This window comes from Limihaloglobus sulfuriphilus (assembly GCF_001999965.1).
GTDB lineage: Bacteria > Planctomycetota > Phycisphaerae > Sedimentisphaerales > Sedimentisphaeraceae > Limihaloglobus > Limihaloglobus sulfuriphilus.
In genome coordinates, this window is record NZ_CP019646.1 from 3129736 (window position 1) to 3150714 (window position 20979).

The following is a 20979-nucleotide window of genomic DNA, read 5'->3' on the forward strand; positions in this document are numbered from 1 at the left end:
AATGAAAAAAGGACTGATTCTCACCATCGTACTATCTTCAATTCTCAGCAGCAGTTTTGCCGTGCTTTCGGGCAGCGGTACGGAGGCCGAGCCGTATCTTATCCAGAACCTGGCGGATTTTAACGAGTTTCGCAGTAACTTTGACTACCGCGCCGAAGGTGTTTACTCTAAACTCATGACAGATATTGATTTAAGCGGCCAGAGCTATACGTCGGCGATTGTCACGGGCTACTTTTACGGCATATTTGACGGCAACAACCGAACAATTGTAAACGCCGCGCTCACCAGTGCCAATGGCGGGTTGTTCTATTATGTTTACGGTACCGTTAAAAACCTTCAGCTTACGGGAATCGCCTTCTCGGGCAACGCTGCCGCGGGGATTTGCGGTAAAGTTGACAATGTAAGCTCTCTAATTGAAAACTGTTATGTCCAGGGAACTCTCTCGGGCTTTAATGTCGGCGGTATCACCTCGAACAATTCAGGCACAATCACGGGCTGTTTTGCCGATTGCCAAAGCTCTGGCACCAGCCATTCGGGGAATATTGCAGCATCAAACTATGGTATAATAGAAAACTGCTATTCATCCGGCACGCTGACAGCCACGACGGACGGCTATTTCGGCGGGCTTGTCGGCTATAACGTTGAAGGCCATATCAGCAAATGCTACTCTGAAGTCGAGCTGATAAACGAAAATCCAACTTACTATCACTGCGCATTTGTCGGCAGACAGACCGGAACAGTCCGCGACTGCTTCTGGAACGCGGACGTAAACCCCGGTCTGGAAGGATACAAGCTGTCAACCAGCGATACCACCGCCACCGGACTGACAGCGGCTCAGATGCTTGTTGAGTCAAACTTTACAAATGCCGGCTGGGATTTTGCCGGCGAGACGGCAAACGGAACGGATGATATCTGGATGATGCCCGAATCCGGAACCGGGCCGGTATTTAGCTGGATACACAACGGGACATACTGCCTCAACCCCCAGAGCGGTGATGTAACCGGTGATTGTGTTGTTGACCTTGCGGATTTTGCACTGATGGCGGCAAACTGGCTCGGCTGCGGATACGCCAATCAGCAGCTGTGTCCGTAAATTAGAATTATTTCACTGTTATTATCGCCCAGGTTTCAACAGCGGGCAGGCTCACGGTGCAGGTATCGGATTTTTGGGTAACTGCAAAGGCGGTTTCCTCTTGTTTGTCGTTGAAGATCACATCAATCTCGAGCTCTTCACCGCCGGATTTGAAGCTGCTTTTATTTAGCGTTATTTCAAGGGGTTTAGTGTTCTGTTCGTCCCACTCGACAACGTGAATAACCGCCGGCGCATCTGGTTTGCCCGGCTGAACGCGAACCGCTGCGCAGACTTTGCCCGAGCCGCCCTGTATGGCAACCGGTGCGGGCTTGTTATCATCTCGAGGCGGGATTTCATAGCCGCAGGTATTCGCCGCAGCGTAACCATCGAAAAGGGCGGCGTTTTCACGGATCATTTTAAAGAGGTAGGCGTAGTCCTCGGGTTTGCCGAAATATCTGGGGTTGTCTCTGGGCATGTATATATCCCAGGGAACCATCATGTGCCCGCCGAAGGCATAGCTTGAGGCGATACACTTTCGCACAAGGTGTTTGAGGTGGGGGTATTCCTTGTCCCAGTCGGTAACGCCGGCCCTGTCGTGGGGTTTGGGCATGGTGAAAATCTGCGCCTTGCCTGTTTGCGCAGATTTGCGGAAAATATCATACAGATATGCCGGCGAGGCATTTGGGTATGAAAGCTCTCGGATTCCAAAATCGAATGTATCCATGGGAGTTCCCTCGACGGCGGGTATGCCATTGCACGATATGGGTATATAGCGGCCCGCGTATTCGTTGAGCTCTTTTCTGCATTCAGCGAGGAACTGCCGGACAGACTGCTGCTGAAACAGCTCAAACTCTTTGCGGAGCTCTTCGGGGGCCTGCCGCAGGTTTTGATCTTTGACATGTTCGAGGACGTATTGTTTTATATCGAAAAACGGAATCGGTGCCGTTTCGTCTGCGCGCCGGATAAACTTGTGTTCTTCGAGAGAGAAGACTTTCCCTTTTTCAGCGAGGAATTTGCTGAATCCCCTGACGCAATCATCGCAGAAACAGCCCGGGCCGGTGTTGTTCGGGCCTGCCTTGCCGGGCTTCCAGAGAACAGCATGGCCGTTCATTCGCTGGTCGTCATGCTGAAATGAGCTCGGCTTGAGGTCGGCGTAGTATTTCGCCCACGCCATCCATGCTTCGCGCCAGCCGTCTGTGCTGCAGCAGCCCCAGTTTGTGCCCTCCCACGTCATCCAGGGCGCGGTAATCTTGTTGCCGTGGACATCAACCATCCGCCCTTTGTCCCAGGTATCGCCGCCGGGCTCGTCGCTCATGTTGGCGTTGAGTGTCGGCTGGATATCCAGACCCGCCGCCCTTATCTTTTCCACCCAGGCGGTATTCGTGTACGGATACACCCAGTCCAGACGCGTCGCGTGAATCGCCTGGGCCGCGAGAATCGTGTTGTCCATTACCGTCTCGCCCTCGTGCGGCATCACCGAACGCATACAAACATCGCTGAGCCGCGGCAGGTAATCGGCGCGCTCAAACTCGGGCTCGATATCGTAAACGGTTTCGATTACACCAATAACTGTTGGGACACAAACGAGTGTTAATATTAAAACAGGGATGCATAAATTCTGCATGTAAAACTCCTTATTATTTATTTTCCGGAATTAAATTTTACCAGTTTAGACCAATCTATTTCACCATTATCAAAACAAAAATTATTAGCAAATTCTTTAGTGAACACATTTATCATACGATTGTAAGAATCTGCAAAATCTGCGTTTCTTTCTTTCGCTTTGTGACCTAAAGGTTCAATAATATCAACGTAAAGGTTTGTGTCACCTGATATGAATTCCCAGAAATCCTGCCCACAATATTTGAAATGGGTTCCGTAATCACTGATTCTGGATTTGCCATAACAACAACCATTCACCGCTTCTATAGTTAAACCTGAATTGCTTGTTCTAAGTGTTTTACGTGCAGCGGCAAAATCCGTTTTCATTTTTGCAATCTGACTGCTGTTTCCCCAGTTCGGCCCAGATTTTATTGCAACAATATACCTGGTACCATCTTTGTCAAACTCAAGATCAATACCTGTTATCCCTGATTTCCAGCCGCTATAAACCAAACTATTAATGAATATGGCAAGCCCTTCAAGCCAGTCCCCGAATATGGTTTCCTCGTGGGAAGAGATAAATGCGTCAACAAGGCTTCTTACAATGAGCTCAGAAGTACAGATTTGTTTTGCTTTGAAAAGATATGGATTTTTTCTTTTTAAAACCTTTGTGAGTTTAAGCTGATCAAGGCAGTCAATTCTTTTTTGGTGAAAAACACCTATATTCTCTTCAACGTACTGCGTAACTTTTGCTGTCAGATGATTGCTCATATCGATCCTCAAAAAGGGGCAGATTCATAGATTGCATTTCTGTAGAGACCATATCAAAATACTCTTCAACCGTATCAATTCCAATGGAATTTCTGCTCATTCTGTTCGCTACTATGTTGGTAGTTCCAGAGCCCATGAAAGGATCAAGTACTGTGTCTCCGGTTTTAGTGAACAGTTTTATGAACCATTCGGGCAGAGCCTGAGGAAATGCGGCGCTGTGGTTCTTGTTGTTGCATTCGGTAGCTAAGTGTAATACGTTTGAGGGGTATGCCTTATCTCTGCTTAGCCAGTTGGATATATTCTTACCAAAACCGCTTCCAACCCTTGAATTGTCTCTCCTTTTATCTGTATCGCTCAGATTTTTCAGTCTGGTGTCGGCCCAGTCTCCCATCGGCACCATGACTTCTTCCTGATACATATTGAATTTTTTGTTTTTGTTGAACTGCAAGAGCCTTTCCCATGCATCCCTGAAGCGATTTGGCCATTTACCGGGATAGCAATTTTTTTTATGCCAAATAAACTCTTCTGTCCACAGCCAGCCTTGTTTCTGCATTTCAAGTATTAGTTCTATCACATAAGTACTTCTCTGCCCGTCTATTACCTTTTCTTTTATGTTCAGAACAAATGTCCCCGTTGGTTTCAAAACCCGTAAAAGCTCTTGAGATATCGGAAGAAACCATTCGACATATTTCTTTGGGTGGATTCCACCGTAAGTGTTTCTCCTCTGGTCAGCGTACGGAGGAGAGGTGATAATCAGGTCTATGCTATTATCCTCTATGTTCTTAAGGACATATTTGCTGTCCCCAAGATACAAATCTGTTCTAATATCAAGATAGGAAAAACTTTTAACTTTCATGAGATTATTTTATCATAAAATCAATGAGTTTCAAAACAAAATAAAACATATTTTATTCTAAGGGATTTCTGCACATGTGTCAGTAGGTTTTTTGTTCCTGCTGAGTTGTCAGATGTAAGTTTTTATTATACTAAGATGTCTTTTCGGGGATATTTTTTACACCGGTGATTGATTCAACCTTGAGTGAGACGGGTTTGTTTGTCCGCCAGTTTCCTCTGGTGAAGTCGGGCACGTCCACGGGGCGTGAGCGGTTGGCGATTGACTCGATTGAGAGCGGTCTAATAGCTGACCACAGCGCTGCGTCGTAGCAGTCCATGTCAACCGGCAGTCCATTGCGAAGGCAGTTTATCAGTGACCAGTCCATGAGGAAGTCCATGCCGCCGTGTCCGCCGATCTGTTTTGCGGTCTTGCCAAGCAGTTTTATCAGCTCGGGCGAGTATTTCTCGTACAGCTTCTCAAGCTCGTCATCGCTTACAATTTCATGTCCGAAGGCTATATGGGTCTTTGGCCATTTCTGGGCGAAGGCCTTTGTGCCGGAAACCATGTGAATCCTCGAGTACGGCCTCGGCGAGCTGACATCGTGCTGTATCATTATGGTTTTGCCGCCGATAGTGCGGATCAGTGTTGTGTTCATATTGCCGCGGTAGGGCTGATCAACGAAGGGCTTATAAAAGCCGTCCTCCGCAGCGCGTTTTTTTGCCTCGGTGTTCATTGTGAAATCGCTTCCTGCCATAGAGACAAGGTAATCCATTCTGTCGCCTCGGTTGATGTTCATGCACTGGCATATCGGGCCCAGGCCGTGTGTCGGGTAGAGGTTTCCGTTGTGTGTGGCGTTCTGCCAGAGCCGCCACATGTCGGCATAACCGTCCTTGCTGAATTTAAAATCGACAAGGTTGTGAATGTATGCGCCTTCGCCGTGAATCACTTCGCCAAAGACTCCCTGGCGCACCATGCTCAGTGTAAGCATCTCAAAATAATCATAACAGCAGTTCTCGAGTATCACGCAGTGTTTTTTAGTACGCTCGGAAGTTTCCACAAGCTGCCGGCATTCTTCCAGCGTCGTCGCGGCGGGTACTTCGGCGGCGGCGTGCTTGCCCTGCTCCATGGCAAAGACCGCCATCGGTGCGTGCAGCTTCCAGGGGGTGACGATATAGATCAGGTCGAGATCATCCCTTGTGCACAGCTCTTTCCATATGTCCTCGGTGCCGGCATATACCGCGGGCTTAGCGAGCCCAAGCCGGGCCATTCGTTTCAGAGCATCGTCAGCGCGGTCAGTGTACTTGTCGCATATCGCGCGTATTTCTACACCCTCGATAAGCGCCATTCGTTCAATCACTGCCGGCCCGCGGTTGCCCAGGCCGATAAGGCCGATCCGTACCGTTGGTATTTTCGGCGCAGCATAGCCGCACATGCTGAATACCGGTTTGGATTTGAAGGTTCGGGAACTGCCGCAGCCGCTAAGTATTGTGCCGGCTCCAACGGCAAGTGCGGTGCTCTTGATAAAGTCTCTTCTATTACTCATGTTTCATCCTTTTTAGAATATGCGAAGGTATTTTTTTTCGCGGATTCAACTCCCAAGTGCAATTAAGTTAAATCCTGTTTTGTTATCCTGTTAGTTTTTTCCTCTTATAGAATACTTCATTTGGGGTTAAAAATCCAAGAGATTTTCTGGGTCGATTATTCAGTCGATTCATTATGTGCTCAATCTTCTGATTGGTCAGCATTCGGATGTCACTTCCTTTTGGTACATACTGACGGATCAAGCCATTGGTATTCTCATTCAAGCCCCGCTGCCATGCACTGTAGGGATCGGCAAAGAAGACCTTAATTTTAAGGTTATGGGCAATAGATTCATGGTTTGAAAATTCTTTGCCATTGTCCACTGTCAGTGTATAGGTTCGTCGGGGCAGCGTGCCGATCAGGGCGATAATGGTCCGTTCAAACCGCTTCGGCGGTATAACGATCTACCTTACCGATCAGCGTCAGCTTGCTTTTGCGGTCAACCAGGGTTACCAGGGCTCCCTGATGGTTTTTTCCCCACGACGGTGTCGCCTTCCCAGTCCCCGATGCGGTTTTTTCTCTCTACAACCGGTGGGCGTTTTTTTTCGATACCAACCCTGTTTTTGATCGTTCCACGGCCGGTCCCGGCTGTTTCTTCGTTTTCTTCTTTGTTTTTGGTCCCGGCAATCCGCAGATGGGTATACAGGGTTTCTCCCCGGGCTTTATCCTGCCAAATGTGCTGGTAAATCCGCTCATGACTGACGGCCGGCCCCTGCCAGTGGGGATCGGTTTTCATGCGTTTTGCGATCTGCTCCGGCGAATGTTGCTGCCGGAGGCGGGATTTCAATGTATTCTATCGTCTCCGGCTTCATTTTGACTGCTTTACGGGCGGCCATCCGTCGATATAAAGCCTTTTGCTGGGCCTGCTTAGGGCGATAGCCCCGCAGACCTGTATTGCGGGCCAGTTCCCTGCTGATCGTGCTGGGAGAAACGCCCAACGCCGCAGCTATTTGTTTTTGTTGATTTCCTGCTTGCTTCATGGCATATATTTCGATACGATCGTCTTCGGTGAGCTGCTTGTACGCTCTCATAAGTGTTCCTTTCGTTGAGGTCACCATAATTCAGTGAGAGAGTATACCAGCTCACCACAATTTTGGCGACTTAATTGCACTTATGAGTTGAATCCGCTTTTAACAATATCTTAACATTGTATCTCTGAAATTCAAACAGAAACCGTACATTTTTTGGCTTAACCCCAATTTCTCACTTAGGTCTCGAAACCGGTAAAAATAAAAATATTTTCGATGTTTCTGGCCTTTGAGGGGTGTTTCGATTCTGGATTTGGCTTTGGTACAGACCTGCCCTATTGCATAGGTGAATTTCTATGCGATAATTTGGGTATGTATTTGAAAAAGCACAGGCGTAAAAAGAACGGTAAATGCAACACCTATTACAGTATTGCTGAGAAGCGGAAGGTCTCCGGTAATCGGCATGTGGAGAAGGTGGTTCTTTACCTTGGTGAGATCAGCGACTCTCAAAAGAAGGCCTGGCAGAGATCAATTGAGATAATCAACGAAGATAACAAACCTGTACACAAAACCCTTTTTGCTTTTGATCAGGACAACCAGAGCTGTCACGATGTTGATACGATACCGGTTAACATCTCAAAGATGAGACTGGAACGACCGCGTAGGTTTGGCGATTGCTGGCTGGCTTCTGAGATGTGGGATCAGCTTGGTTTTGACCGCTTCTGGTCAGAGCGGATTGATACAGACAGATCGCCGGTCGCATTCTCAAAAGTCCTCAAGTTGCTTACGGTGAGCAGGCTGATAAAACCTTCTGCCGAATACTTTGTCCATCAGCACTGGTTCAGCCAGAGTGCTATGGACGCCATCCTTGATTGTGATTTTGAGATTGCCGAGAAAAACAGGCTCTAACCGTTGTCTTGACCGTATCCTTCCATACAAAGACGAACTTTGCAAATACCTTAAAGACACCTGGCAAGGAATGTTCAACCTTGAGTACGACATCCTGCTCTATGATATCACCAGCACGTATTTCGAGGGGCTATGCAAGCAGAATCCCAAGGCAGAATTCGGCCACAGCAAAGACAGACGCAGTGATTGCAGACAGGTGCTGATAGCCCTTGTTGTTACGCCGGAGGGCTTTCCTCTTGACTATGAAGTACTTCAGGGAAATACATCTGAAAAGACGGTTCTTCCGGTTAATGAGTAGGTATCTTTACAAAAAAAGACATGGCTGTATTATATGTGGAAAAAAATAAAACCACATATTTGGAGATATAGCCATGTCCATATCGTTTTTGCATCATACTTTCAAAACACCTGGAGTTCAACACATTAGTTCTTTTTTTTTTTGCGACAGAACCGTTCTCAATTGCCGTCTGCACCCTAATTATGAGAGGTGCTCTAACTGCAAGTCTCGTAATACTATACACTACGGTAAGAGAACAAGAACTTTCAAGATGCTTCCTGTGGGCAACACAAAAGTTGAAATGTCAGTCAGCATTCCCCGTCTGCACTGCAATGATTGCGGCAGCATTCGCCAGCCCGATTTACCCTTTGCTGATCCTAAAAAGCATTACGTCAGGGCCTTAAAGCGTTACGTAATTGACCTGTGCAGGTTAGCTTCTATCCGCGATGTTGCACAGATAACGGGATTGAGCTGGGATACGGTTAAAGATATTCATAAAGAGTACTTACAGAAAAAGTACAAGTCGATAAACCTCAAAACAGTCCGCCGGATAGCGATCGATGAAAAGTACCTGGGCAAGAAACGTAAATTCATTACCATAGTATTTGATCTGGATATGGGCAGGGTAATACATGTTGGAAATGGTAAGGGCAAGGATGCTCTAAAGGGATTCTGGAAAACGCCTGAAAACTTCAAAGGCCAAAATCAAGGCAGTCGCCACAGATATGGCCAGCGGGTATATTTTTGCTGTGATGGATAATCTACCCAAAGCAGAGCTTGTACTGGATCACTTCCATCTGGTTAAATGGTTCAATGAGAAGCTTACAAGACTGCGAAGGCAAATGTTTAATGAAGCTGATCTGATTGGCAAAAAAATCTTGAAGGGTTCAAGGTGGTTGTTGCTTAAATGTCCTGAAAATCTCAAGATACATTCACAACAGAATAAAGATGAACGCTATCGTTTACAGCAGGCTCTGGAGTTAAATCAGCCTCTTGCAACGGCATATTACATGAAGGAGAGACTTAGGCTTTTGTTTGAGTGTGCCAGTGAGAATAATGCCAGAACCGAATTGTACAACTGGATAAAAGAAGCCGAATCAAGTGGTATCAGAATTCTCAAAGAAGCTGCAAGACAATTGAGGATTTGGAGACGGCTTATCCTCAACTGGTACAAATATCCTATCAGTACAGGCAAAGTAGAAGCAGCGAACCGCAAAATTGGAACCCTGCAACGTAACGCATACGGATACAGAGATGAGGAATATCTAATGCTGAGAATATACCACCTACACAAATCAAACTACTCATTAACCGGATGAGCCGAAAAGACGACATTAAGACCCCTGCTCAACAAGATAGAAACAATGTACGGCAAGGCCAACAGGGTCTGGCTGATGGACAGGGGCATACCAACGGAAGCTACGCTCAAGTTCATGCGTAAGAACAATATAAGCTATCTTGTTGGCACACCCCGCAGACAGCTCGATGATTATAGCAGTGAACTTTCTCAAAAGGACTGGGAGCAGGTAAACAGCAGTGTTCATGTGAAATACATCGAAAAAGAGGGCGAATGCTATGTCCTTGCCAGGAGCAGGGATCGTATGCAAAAGGAGAGGGCCATGCGTAAAAGAAAACTGCGTAAATATCTTGACGGACTTGAAAAACTCAAGGGATATCGCAATTATGAACGTTTTTATAAACGCCTTGGGGCTTTGCAATCGCAGGCCGGTAAAGCTTATAGATGTGTGGAGCTCAATATTCCGGGGCAAAAGGAGCGGATTGAAGCCGGCGAATTCAGGTATCACATAAACCGGCAGAAATACCGTGATATGATCTATCGTGACGGCAAGTACTTTTTGCGGACCAATCAGAAGGGCAAGGATGGTAAGGCACTCTGGAATGAGTATATGCTGCAGTGCAACGTTGAGCAGTCTTTCAGAGAACTCAAGAGTGATCTTGGCATTCGCCCTGTATATCACCATAAAGAAGAGCGTGTTGATGCCCATATCTTTGTGGCGTTTATAAGTTATTGCCTGCAGGTGACATTGCGGCATAAGCTGCGGGTGAGTGCCTGCGGCCTGACCGCACAGGCTGCCCTGGAAACGATGAGCCGTATCCAGATGCTTGATGTGACATTTGAAACACTTGACGGTCGGTACCTCTTGATGGAGAGGTACACCGAGCCCGAGGCAGATCAGCGTCTGATACTGCACCACCTGAACATGGATCTGCCGCTGCAGAAGCCACCCAAAATATACAGCAGCCAGGTCAAAGATTAAGACCCCCTTTGGCGACACACCAACACCGCGGGCGCTACCATAAACCCTGTTTTACACCCCTAAGTGAGAAATTGGGGTTAACCGCATTTTCCGATGATTTTTTTTATTGTCCTTACAAGATGAACTTATCAGAGCTTCAGTGATTGAGCCGGATTTTTTTCAAACAGAATCCGTGCAGCGACGTCTTACGGTGAAAAGCCTGTTCGGCTTTTGAATTGAAAATTATATAGAGCAGTGAAACTTGATGAAAGCTCACGCTTTAGCATGAAAAATATGCAAACTAAAGTTTGAACTCTTACAATTTGCTCACGACGTATTACGGTCTTTGGAAAATAAACACACAGGGAATATTATGGCATATAAAACATCATCTATCACCAACGGCGAAATCTCGGGCGAATATGTTCAGTGGCTGATCGAACACCAGTGGCCTTCTCGGCTCTCGCGTTTTGAGCAGCTGTGGGATTACTACGACAACCGTCCCGAATCGGTCTTTGACAAACCGGCTGAGCTGTCAAAGGCCAATGAAATGAGCCGCACATTTGTCTTGCCGCAGGAGGCGGGTCTTCCGCCGCGGATTACCGGCGTAACAAAAACCGGCCCGAACATTTCAAACCCGCTAACAGAAATTCAGCGAAAAGAAGTCGTGATAGAAAACGATATCGGCTGGCGGATAAACGCGATGGTTGACTACCTCTTCGGCAGCGGCATAAAACTGCTCAGCAAGGCCGAAGACGCGGGCCGCAAAAGCCGGATAGAAAATATACTCAACGCGGTATTCGAACATAACGGAGCAGCGTCGCTGTTTCAGGAGATGGCGGTCCTGGGCAGCGTCTATGGCTATGTAGATTGTCTAATCCGCTGCGGCGGGCTGTTTGAACCTTTCCGTATTTCACAGCTCAAGCACAGCACCTCTGCAAATCCCAACACCGGCCAAAGCCTCACTTCACAGCATTTCACTTCAGCGCCCGACGTTGAACAGCTTGCCCGTGAGATTACGATCGAGCTCATAGAAGCGCCCAGGTCGCTGCCCGTTCTCGATGAGAATGATTACCGCTCATACCGGCTCTACGTTCAGCATTTTATCCGCAGCAATAACGCACTCGAGACGAACGAAAGTTTTCTCACGCGGATACTGCGAAAAGAGCAGCCTGCACTGCCGCGGTCTCAGACGAGCGTTACCGAGGTGTTCTCCCAGAGCGGCTGGCAGCGTTACGAAGACGGTGAGCTTGTGATGCGAGGCGAGAATCCGCTTGGCGTAATACCGGTTGTGCATATCCAGAATATGGCAAGGCCGTGCTTCTACGAGGGGCACAGTGATGTTGAGCCGCTGATACCGCTGCAGGATGAGCTCAACACTCGTCTGAGCGACAGGGCAAACAGAATCACATTTCAGTCGTTCCGTATGTTTCTGCTAAAGGGAATTGACGCGGGCACCGAAAAGCAGATGATGCCCGGCAGGCTCTGGAGCACATTCAACGAAAACGCGTCAATCGATGAATTCGGCGGCGATGCAAACTGCCCCAGCGAAACAGAGCATATCGGCGAGATACGCGAAGCGCTCGACAAGGTCAGCGGCGTTACCCCGATAGTCGCCGGCGTGATTCGTGATAAGCTGGGCAACCTGACAAGCGCGGTCGCGCTGCGAATGACACTGATGGGAATGCTCGCCAAGACACAGCGCAAGCGGCTCACCTACGGCGAGGGCATACGCAGAATTTGCCGGCTGATACTGCTGGCGTTTGACAAGTCGGGAATCTTTCACACAGAGCCGCGGGAGAGGGAAATCGAAATCATATTCCCAAATCCACAGCCCGAGGATACGATCGAGAAACTCCGCGAGGCCCAGCTCAAACAGGAGCTTGGCATATCCAGAGAGCAGGTTCTAAAAGAGCTTGGCTACTCTGTGGAAGGCGAATAGAAAATCAGCAAAGATTTGAGTATAAACGCTAAATGATAACCAGGAACTAAAGGAACGATCAATGGACGAAAATCAAAACACAGAACAGGTTGAATCGCCGCGAGGGGACGGTGAGACGCAGAAACTGAAAACCGAAAACGAGCTTCTTCGCTCGCTTGCCGCCGAGGGCGTAAGCGATCTCGAGTCGGCTCTTGCTGTGGCGGTTAAGCGGATTGCGGATACGCCCGAGGCGAAACCGGGGGATGTCGTGGGACAGCTGAAAAGGGACAAGGCGTATCTGTTCGCAAAGCCGGCTCTGCTGACGCCGAAAACCAGCGGCGAAAAATATTCTTACGCATCGGCCGGCGGCAGCGCCGCGATCGAGAACGCCGCCAAAACCGCAAGACTCTCCGGCAGCATAAAGGCAGTAGCCGAATATATGAGACTGCGAAGGAAGAACAGTATTTAAGTGAAAAGTGAAGAAGGCGGAATCGGCAACTCATACCACTTAACTCTTATCTCTTCACTCACATTTGTTTTGCTTGCATAATTTATCAACTAAAATACAAAGGAAGCCAAAATGTCTTTTACAGGAAAATCAACATTCTCAGCCGGGGCGGCTCTGCCGGAGCTTGCCGAAGACGTATCGGATATCATCAGTATCGTATCACCGTTCGAGACACCGGTGCTCGATATCATCGGCGACGGCGCCGCTCACGCGCGCAGCACGTATCACGAGTGGCTCGAGGACTCTCTGCTGTCCAACACAGACACGATAGCATCGACATCGTTTATCGATCCGCAAAGTGACTCATCATTCAACGTTGAAAACCCATCGCGTTTTCGAGTTGGTGATCAGATACGTGTTGCGGATAATTCCGAGCTGATGCTGATCATTTCTATCGACAGTGCACAGCTTACAGTGACCCGCGGCTATGGCGGCACAACCGCTGAATCGATATCAGTAGGTGATACAGTTTACAACCTCGGAGGTGCCGCGGTCGAAGGCGCCGACAGGCCAGAAGCCGAGTACACATCACGGATCAGACGAGGCAACTACACCCAGATATTCACCGCATCGGTGGAGGTGAGCGGCAGTAATCTCGCCGCCAGTCAGATTGGACTTGAAAACGAGATGGACTATCAGAAACAGCAGCGAATCCGAGAGCTGATCCGCGATCTTGAGAATACCGTAATCAACGGCGGCCAGGCACAGTCCAACCCGCACGGCACGCAGTCATCGCCGCGGACTATGAAGGGAATCATCCGGCACATCTCGACTAACAGCTACAGCGTTGACGATGCTCCAGTGCCGGGCGAGACGGCTGATCTTGACGAGGAGAAACTCAACTTCATGCTAAAGACTATCTGGCAGAACAGCACCGGCAGCGTTGATACTATAATCGTCAACGGCACACAGAAACGGCGTATCAATCAGCTGCTCGACGCATCACGTATGTACGGCCCGGACGACCTGCGTTTCCGCAACGTTGTCAACTACTACGAAAGCGACTTCGGGCTCTGCCGTGTTATTCTCTCCCGCTGGGTGCCGGCGGATTCTGTTATGTTCGTTGATTCTTCGCGGCTGAGCGTCATACCGCTTGCAGGCAGGAGCTTTCATTTCAAACCGCTTGTCTCCGGCGGCGACTATGAAGCCGGCCAGGTCATCGGCGAGTACACACTTGAGATGCGCAACGAAGAAGCACACGGAATTTTGAAAGGGCTCAGCACGGAGTAAAATCAATTAGGAGTCAAGAGTGAAGAGTTGTGAAATCCGCAACTCTTACCTCTTCGCTTTTAACTGTTAAACTTTTTTTGCCAACATTTTTAATACGAAAAACCATGAACACATTTTCAAAAGACATTGACATTGCACGTATCGAACCGGGGCTGTTTCTTGAGCCGGCGTTTATTATCTACAGGATTTTTGAAGCAGCGGGCGTGTCGATCACTTCCGGCGTGCTCACTTCGGAAGGCGCAGCGTTTACCACTTGCGGCATTGAACCGGGCTGTATGCTGATGGTTGACGATGCTTCGATAGTAACGCTCTATGAGATTGCGGAAATAATCTCTGATGAGCAGCTTGCGGTTTCCATAATCAACCCGCCCGGGGCGGATGCGGTTTCGCCTCCGGATAAAACCGCGGTCGCGGTCTCGGTTGTTTCGTTTAAGCCGCTGGCCGCGGAGACGCATAACCATATCAGCAGGCTGTTCGGGCTGGCCCCCGGCTCACCGGAATCGCTCTCAAGCACGGACAACATCGCAGACATTGAACCGCTGCGGCAGGTGTCTGTATTCGGTGTGTGCCGGCGGGCGTTTGAGATTCTCGCCACCAGCGCCGCCGCACAGTCGCCGATAGATGCTGACCTGGTTGAACACCTCAAGGACAAGGCCGCCGCGTATCAGAGAAGGTACTACCGTTCGATGGAATCGGTCTGGTTTACTGTCAACATAGCAGGCTCGGCGGCCGCAACCCGGACGATCCGCGGCGGACTGACAAACGCGGTTAGAAACTAAGTTAAAAAAAGTTGAGGAATTGTTAAGACAGGATTACAGGATTGACAGGATGATATTTTGGTTTTGAAATTTTAAGATTTCAGATAATTAGACAGGATTAACAAGATTTACAGGATTGTTATTTAATAATTTATTCTTGTTAATCTTGTTAATCATGTCCACTTAATATCAATTTAATAATCTGCGGATAAAAAAGGAAAGGAAAAAATGAAAGCAATACTTATCGCATCACTGCTTATAGTTATAACCGGCTGTGAAACATTTCGGCCGGCACCTGACGAGGTTCAGAAACAAAATGCCTGGCTCCATCAGCAGACCTGCTCGCTGGCGGCGAAAACGGCGCGGCAGCAGGGAGGCTCGCCCCAGCTTTGCGGTCTGACCGATTTAAGCCATACCCAATCGCAGGCGTGGACGGCGTGGACTGGTATGCCGGATTCGCCGCGGACTTTTACAGACGCCGATGATATTCTCAGTGACGAAAACTACACGCTCGCCGAACAGGCTGCCCAGTCGGCGGCGAAGAGAATTACGCCGGATGAATATGTGCTGGAGTTTCTCGATATGGCCGCACTGATCGCGGCTGTTGTCGGCGGTGCCGCCGGGCTCAAGATTTCCGCCGCGATAAAGACTGCCCGCGACAAAGCCGCCGCCGTCAGGGAGATTATCACCGGCAACGAGATATTTAAAGCCGCGAACCCCCAGGCCGCCGACGCGTTCAAGCGGGCACAGGCGATCCAGTCACCCCAGACACGCACGATCGTAACACAGTTAAAAACCAAAACAGCATCGCCAACATAAACACAGCCGGCCCGCAGTTGCCGCATCAGAGCCGCGAGTGTAAACGAGCGGTTATTCCGTCAGCCATGTGCAGGATAGTCCACGTAAAATCCGGCAGGAGTTTTACACCCCTGACAAAATACAGCGTTTATTTCTGGTATTATGTTGCGACACTGCGTATTACCTAACCGCTCATTGACATTCGCGGCTCTGAAATAGATACAGAAACGGCAAACATTCCTCTTTCGGGGTTTGGCAGAGCCGGCAAAGAAAATACCTTGCAGATTGACCATCAGACGGTTGATTTGCAAGGTATTTTTACATGTATTTGTGAAAAAACACCAAATTACCTTGCAAAACTACCATGCTATGGTTAAAATACAAGGTATGTACAAAGAGAGATTGATAACAGAGAAGCTCAAAAGACTTGTCAACACTTTCCCTGCGGTAGTGCTAACAGGTGCCAGGCAGGTTGGCAAGAGCACTCTGCTTACGCACATATTCCCAAATTTCGAGCACGTTACATTTGACCCTGTTATTGATATTGGCTATTCCAGTGATGAACCGGATATCTTTCTGCGAAACCATCCCACGCCGGTCATTTTAGATGAAATCCAATACGCCCCTGAGCTAATTTCGGCAGTAAAAAGGCGTATTGACAACGACCGTTCACCGGGCCAATACATAATTACCGGCTCCCAGCAGTGGGCTGTAATGAAGAATATTTCAGAAGCTCTTACAGGCCGTGCAGTTATAGTTGATATGGAAGGTTTTTCTCTTTCCGAAATCGCCGGCCGTATAACCGAAAAAAACTGGCTTTCAAATTGGCTAAACCTCAGTCCGGAAGAATTTAAAGCAGGACATACACGACTGCCGGCACAAAGACCGCTTTTCGAACAGCTCTGGAGGGGTTGGCTGCCGGAGGTTGAAAGACTCGCGGCAGAAGATATTATCATATATCTGCGCTCTTATATTCAGACTTATGTCGAACGTGATGTGAGGAATCTGCTGGATACCAGCGACTGGCAGTCTTTCGGCAAATTCCTGCAGATGATATCTGCCCTGACCGCTCAGGAAATGAACTATTCTCGTTTCGGTAATGATTTAGATATTTCTCCGCAGACTGTTCGTCGCTGGTTTTCAGTGATCGAAGGCACATTCCAGTGGTTTAATATTGCTTCGTTCAGCGGCAATACGCTTAAGCGGATCTGCCGAAGACAAAAAGGTTATTTCGCGGATACCGGCCTTGCTTGCAGTCTCAACCGGATTTCATCGCACCGCTCGCTATTGGGGCACCCAATAGCCGGAGCTCTTTTTGAAACGGCAGTAGTTTCGGAAATACGCAAACTCTCAACAACACTGGCAATGCCGCCGCAATTCTACCACTGGAGGACAGCCGGAGGGGCAGAGGTTGACCTGATAATGGAACGTGACGGCTCTTTGTTTCCCGTAGAGATCAAAATGACATCAAACCCCGGAAAGAAACACCTCAGCGGGATAAACGCATTCAGAAGAACATACCCGAAACTCTCAATCGCGCCGGGACTGGTAATTTGCCCGTGCGAAAAATTTGTTCAGATATCCCAAACAGATTATGCCCTTCCATGGGACAGTGTTTAACCGCGGTATTTGATGTATAAAGTTTTGCGATACAACGACTCCAACTGCCGTATAAGTTCATTTTATTCTAATTTGATCTGTCTGCCGGCGATAGAGCGGATTGACAAAATATAACTTATGAGCCGAATTCAACGCTTGAAATAAAATTCTGTTTTGCTAATATAATTCACAGTTTCGTTACGATTAACTCGAAAATTACTACTAACCGAAATAAAAGAGGTCCTCAGATGCGTAAACAAATATTTCTGCTGGCATTATCTGCTGTTTTAATGGTTCTATATACCGGTTGTAAGCCGCCAAAACCGGAAGAAAAGGATTATAACCGTCCGCTTCTGCCCGGTGAAGATGCCCTTGTAAAGATTACCGACCCGGCGAGAATACCCGACTTTACCACTGCCTGCAGAAACACTTACAATCTTGTTGATGCGATTGACCGTTCGCTCAACTACATGGCCAAGCCCTCGAGCGAGCAGTTTTTCCCCATGCAGGACATCACGCATCAGGACGTTGTCGAGAGCCTTCGGGCGTTTCGCGATATTGTTACCTCCGGCATGAGCGCAGAGGATATGAACCGCGAGATACGCGCAAGATTTGATGTTTATCAGTCGGTCGGCTGCGACAGCCACGGCACAGTGCTCTTTACCGGCTACTACACCCCTATATTCAACGGCTCACTCGAGCAGACAGAACGTTTTAAATACCCGCTCTACTCCATGCCCGAAGACCTTGTAAAGGATGATATGGGCAATATCCTGGGCCGAAAAACCGCCGGCGGCGGATATGAAGCCTACCCTGACCGTGAGCAGATCGATTCAAGCGGTATGCTTGCCGGCCAGGAGCTGATCTGGATGGAAGACGCTTTTGAGGTGTATATCGCCCATGTTCAGGGCTCTGCGAAAATTCGCCTGCCCAATGGGCGTCTGGTAACCGTAGGCTACGCGGCGACTAACGGCCACGAATACAGGAGTATCGCCCGCGACCTCAGCAATGAAGGCGGGATACCTCTGGACAAGATGAGCCTCAAGGCGATGATTGACTACTTCAAGGCAAACCCCGACCAGGTCTCGAGATACGTCAACCGCAACCCGCGGTATGTATTTTTCCGTGAAACCGAGGGCAACCCGACCGGCAGTATCAACGAGCCGGTAACATACCTGCGGACAATCGCCACCGACAAGACCATATTCCCGCGGGCCTCGGTTGTGTTTATAGACACAAACCTGCCCAGGCTGATCGGTGATTATGTGGATATACTGCCCTTTAAAGGGTTTATGCTTGACCAGGACACCGGCGGGGCTATCCGGGCTGCCGGCAGGTGCGACATCTACCTCGGCGAGGGTGAAAGTGCCGGACTCGTAGCGGGTAAGACCTACGAAGAAGGCTCAATGTATTACCTGATACTCAAATGATTGAGTAAAATTACTCACTAAACCCGGCAAACCTGAAAGGCTTGGATAGAATAGCCCGGGGCAATGCCCTGGAAAACCGTGGCGTGAACCAATCCATCCCTTTCACCGCTCCACCGGAGACGGCGATTTTGTGTCGGGCTGGAAGCCCGGCCTACGTAATATACACATAGGGCGATGCCCCATGCTAAGATATTTCGCACCGTTGGTGCTGCGGGGTCAGACTTTGCTTCGCCCAACCCCGTAGAGAGAATTCACGAATTCTCTAAAAATTGTAACGCAGCCAGAAGTGGAAAACATAAATACAACAATTAAGTGGGTTTATGTTGCAACCTTATTAAAAAGAGACTTCACCCCATTTCGTTTGCCCTACATAATTTCTTTTTTCTTTGGTATCGGCCAGAAAACTTTATCACCTTCTCGGTCATCCCATAATTTTGGGTTTCCATTATAATAATATTTCACAACACCCCCGTCATCAACCATATTATATCCATATGAATATAACTTGAAGCTGTCATTTGTCTTAACCCCAATTTCTCACTTAGGGGTGTAAAACAGGGTTTATGGTAGCGCCCGCGGCGTTGGTGTGTCGCCAAAGGGGGTCTTAATCTTTGACCTGGCTGCTGTATATTTTGGGTGGCTTCTGCAGCGGCAGATCCATGTTCAGGTGGTGCAGTATCAGACGCTGATCTGCCTCGGGCTCGGTGTACCTCTCCATCAAGAGGTACCGACCGTCAAGTGTTTCAAATGTCACATCAAGCATCTGGATACGGCTCATCGTTTCCAGGGCAGCCTGTGCGGTCAGGCCGCAGGCACTCACCCGCAGCTTATGCCGCAATGTCACCTGCAGGCAATAACTTATAAACGCCACAAAGATATGGGCATCAACACGCTCTTCTTTATGGTGATATACAGGGCGAATGCCAAGATCACTCTTGAGTTCTCTGAAAGACTGCTCAACGTTGCACTGCAGCATATACTCATTCCAGAGTGCCTTACCATCCTTGCCCTTCTGATTGGTCCGCAAAAAGTACTTGCCGTCACGATAGATCATATCACGGTATTTCTGCCGGTTTATGTGATACCTGAATTCGCCGGCTTCAATCCGCTCCTTTTGCCCCGGAATATCGAGCTCCATACATCTATAAGCGTTACCGGCCTGCGATTGCAAAGCCCCAAGGCGTTTATAAAAACGTTCATAATTGCGATATCCCTTGAGTTTTTCAAGTCCGTCAAGATATTTACGCAGTTTTCTTTTACGCATGGCCCTCTCCTTTTGCATACGATCCCTGCTCCTGGCAAGGACATAGCATTCGCCCTCTTTTTCGATGTATTTCACATGAACACTGCTGTTTACCTGCTCCCAGTCCTTTTCAGAAAGTTCACTGCTATAATCATCGAGCTGTCTGCGGGGTGTGCCAACAAGATAGCTTATATTGTTCTTACGCATGAACTTGAGCGTAGCTTCCGTTGGTATGCCCCTGTCCATCAGCCAGACCCTGTTGGCCTTGCCGTACATTGTTTCTATCTTGTTGAGCAGGGGTCTTAATGTCGTCTTTTCAGATGTATTTCCCTGAAGTACTTCGTAGTCAAGAGGAAAGCCCTCCGGCGTAACAACAAGGGCTATCAGCACCTGTCTGCAATCACTGCGTCTGTCTTTGCTGTGGCCGAATTCTGACTTGGGATTCTGCTTGCATAGCCCCTCGAAATACGTGCTGGTGATATCATAGAGCAGGATGTCGTACTCAAGGTTGAACATTCCTTGCCAGGTGTCTTTAAGGTATTTGCAAAGTTCGTCTTTGTATGGAAGGATACGGTCAAGACAACGGTAGAGCCTGTTTTTCTCGGCAATCTCAAAATCACAATCAAGGATGGCGTCCATAGCACTCTGGCTGAACCAGTGCTGATGGACAAAGTATTCGGCAGAAGGTTTTATCAGCCTGCTCACCGTAAGCAACTTGAGGACTTTTGAGAATGCGACCGGCGATCTGTCTGTATCAATCCGCTCTGACCAGAAGCGGTCAAAACCAAGCTGATCCCACATCTCAGAAGCCAGCCAGCAATCGCCAAACCTACGCGGTCGTTCCAGTCTCATCTTTGAGATGTTAACCGGTATCGTATCAACATCGTGACAGCTCTGGTTGTCCTGATCAAAAGCAAAAAGGGTTTTGTGTACAGGTTTGTTATCTTCGTTGATTATCTCAATTGATCTCTGCCAGGCCTTCTTTTGAGAGCCGCTGATCTCACCAAGGTAAAGAACCACCTTCTCCACATGCCGATTACCGGAGACCTTCCGCTTCTCAGCAATACTGTAATAGGTGTTGCATTTACCGTTCTTTTTACGCCTGTGCTTTTTCAAATACATACCCAAATTATCGCATAGAAATTCACCTATGCAATAGGGCAGGTCTGTACCAAAGCCAAATCCAGAATCAAAACACCCCTCAAAGGCCAGAAACATC

Annotated in this window: 17 protein-coding genes and 2 pseudogenes; 13 read left to right on the forward strand and 6 right to left on the reverse strand. The window is 48.4% G+C overall.

Annotation, left to right across the window (positions count from 1 at the left end):
* The first annotated feature begins 1 nt into the window (after position 1).
* Positions 2-1093, forward strand: coding sequence for a hypothetical protein (locus SMSP2_RS12085; protein ID WP_146684303.1), 1092 nt, complete (start codon positions 2-4; stop codon positions 1091-1093).
* 7 nt (positions 1094-1100) lie between these two features.
* Here the strand turns inward: SMSP2_RS12085 and SMSP2_RS12090 are convergent, their stop codons facing one another.
* From SMSP2_RS12090 to SMSP2_RS15330, 5 genes and pseudogenes are all read right to left on the reverse strand, one after another.
* Complete coding sequence (locus SMSP2_RS12090) at positions 1101-2696, reverse strand: hypothetical protein (protein ID WP_146684304.1); 1596 nt, start codon at positions 2694-2696, stop codon at positions 1101-1103.
* Between the two features lie 17 nt (positions 2697-2713).
* Positions 2714-3445: a PmeII family type II restriction endonuclease gene (locus SMSP2_RS12095; RefSeq protein WP_146684305.1), complete on the reverse strand. Its 732-nt coding sequence runs from the start codon at positions 3443-3445 to the stop codon at positions 2714-2716.
* Positions 3405-4301, reverse strand: coding sequence for a DNA-methyltransferase (locus SMSP2_RS12100; protein WP_146684306.1), 897 nt, complete (start codon positions 4299-4301; stop codon positions 3405-3407). Before SMSP2_RS12100 ends, SMSP2_RS12095 begins: the two co-directional genes overlap by 41 nt.
* Before the next feature lie 130 nt (positions 4302-4431).
* Entirely contained in the window at positions 4432-5823 is a 1392-nt protein-coding gene (locus tag SMSP2_RS12105; RefSeq protein WP_146684307.1) for a Gfo/Idh/MocA family oxidoreductase, read from the reverse strand.
* An 82-nt stretch (positions 5824-5905) separates the two neighbouring features.
* Positions 5906-6892: pseudogene (locus tag SMSP2_RS15330) on the reverse strand (IS30 family transposase).
* A gap of 213 nt (positions 6893-7105) precedes the next feature.
* Between SMSP2_RS15330 and SMSP2_RS12115 the strand changes: the two are divergent.
* The 12 genes and pseudogenes from SMSP2_RS12115 to mltA all read left to right on the forward strand — a co-directional run bounded on the left by SMSP2_RS12115 (position 7106) and on the right by mltA (position 18517).
* Entirely contained in the window at positions 7106-7738 is a 633-nt protein-coding gene (locus SMSP2_RS12115) for a hypothetical protein (protein ID WP_146684308.1), read from the forward strand.
* On the forward strand, positions 7716-8036 hold the full coding sequence (locus SMSP2_RS12120) for a hypothetical protein (RefSeq protein ID WP_146684309.1): 321 nt from the start codon (positions 7716-7718) through the stop codon (positions 8034-8036). Before SMSP2_RS12115 ends, SMSP2_RS12120 begins: the two co-directional genes overlap by 23 nt.
* Before the next feature lie 73 nt (positions 8037-8109).
* Positions 8110-8775, forward strand: a complete 666-nt coding sequence (locus SMSP2_RS15175; RefSeq protein ID WP_146684310.1) for a helix-turn-helix domain-containing protein — start codon at positions 8110-8112, stop codon at positions 8773-8775.
* Positions 8741-9334 (forward strand): transposase, encoded by a 594-nt coding sequence (locus SMSP2_RS15180; RefSeq protein ID WP_146684311.1) that lies wholly within the window; start codon positions 8741-8743, stop codon positions 9332-9334. Before SMSP2_RS15175 ends, SMSP2_RS15180 begins: the two co-directional genes overlap by 35 nt.
* A 12-nt stretch (positions 9335-9346) precedes the next feature.
* Positions 9347-10294 (forward strand): annotated as a pseudogene (locus tag SMSP2_RS12135) (IS1634 family transposase); the annotation flags it as partial.
* A 352-nt stretch (positions 10295-10646) separates the two neighbouring features.
* Positions 10647-12215, forward strand: a complete 1569-nt coding sequence (locus SMSP2_RS12140) for a phage portal protein (protein WP_146684313.1) — start codon at positions 10647-10649, stop codon at positions 12213-12215.
* A 61-nt stretch (positions 12216-12276) separates the two neighbouring features.
* The gene (locus tag SMSP2_RS12145; protein WP_146684314.1) at positions 12277-12663 is read left to right on the forward strand and encodes a hypothetical protein; all 387 of its coding nucleotides are present in this window, start codon (positions 12277-12279) and stop codon (positions 12661-12663) included.
* A gap of 111 nt (positions 12664-12774) precedes the next feature.
* Positions 12775-13932: an SU10 major capsid protein gene (locus SMSP2_RS12150; RefSeq protein ID WP_146684315.1), complete on the forward strand. Its 1158-nt coding sequence runs from the start codon at positions 12775-12777 to the stop codon at positions 13930-13932.
* 104 nt (positions 13933-14036) lie between these two features.
* Positions 14037-14711 (forward strand): hypothetical protein, encoded by a 675-nt coding sequence (locus tag SMSP2_RS12155; protein ID WP_146684316.1) that lies wholly within the window; start codon positions 14037-14039, stop codon positions 14709-14711.
* Positions 14712-14918: 207 nt separating this feature from the next.
* Positions 14919-15509 carry a hypothetical protein gene (locus SMSP2_RS12160; RefSeq protein WP_146684317.1) on the forward strand — a complete coding sequence of 197 codons (591 nt, stop codon included), beginning with the start codon at positions 14919-14921 and terminating at the stop codon, positions 15507-15509.
* A gap of 348 nt (positions 15510-15857) precedes the next feature.
* Positions 15858-17108 (forward strand): ATP-binding protein, encoded by a 1251-nt coding sequence (locus tag SMSP2_RS12165; RefSeq protein ID WP_222566347.1) that lies wholly within the window; start codon positions 15858-15860, stop codon positions 17106-17108.
* A gap of 227 nt (positions 17109-17335) precedes the next feature.
* Complete coding sequence (gene mltA, locus SMSP2_RS12170) at positions 17336-18517, forward strand: murein transglycosylase A (protein ID WP_146684318.1); 1182 nt, start codon at positions 17336-17338, stop codon at positions 18515-18517.
* A gap of 604 nt (positions 18518-19121) precedes the next feature.
* On the opposite strand, the gene SMSP2_RS12175 is transcribed toward mltA, so the two are convergent.
* Complete coding sequence (locus SMSP2_RS12175; protein WP_146682781.1) at positions 19122-20978, reverse strand: IS1634 family transposase; 1857 nt, start codon at positions 20976-20978, stop codon at positions 19122-19124.
* Between the last annotated feature and the right edge of the window lies 1 nt (position 20979).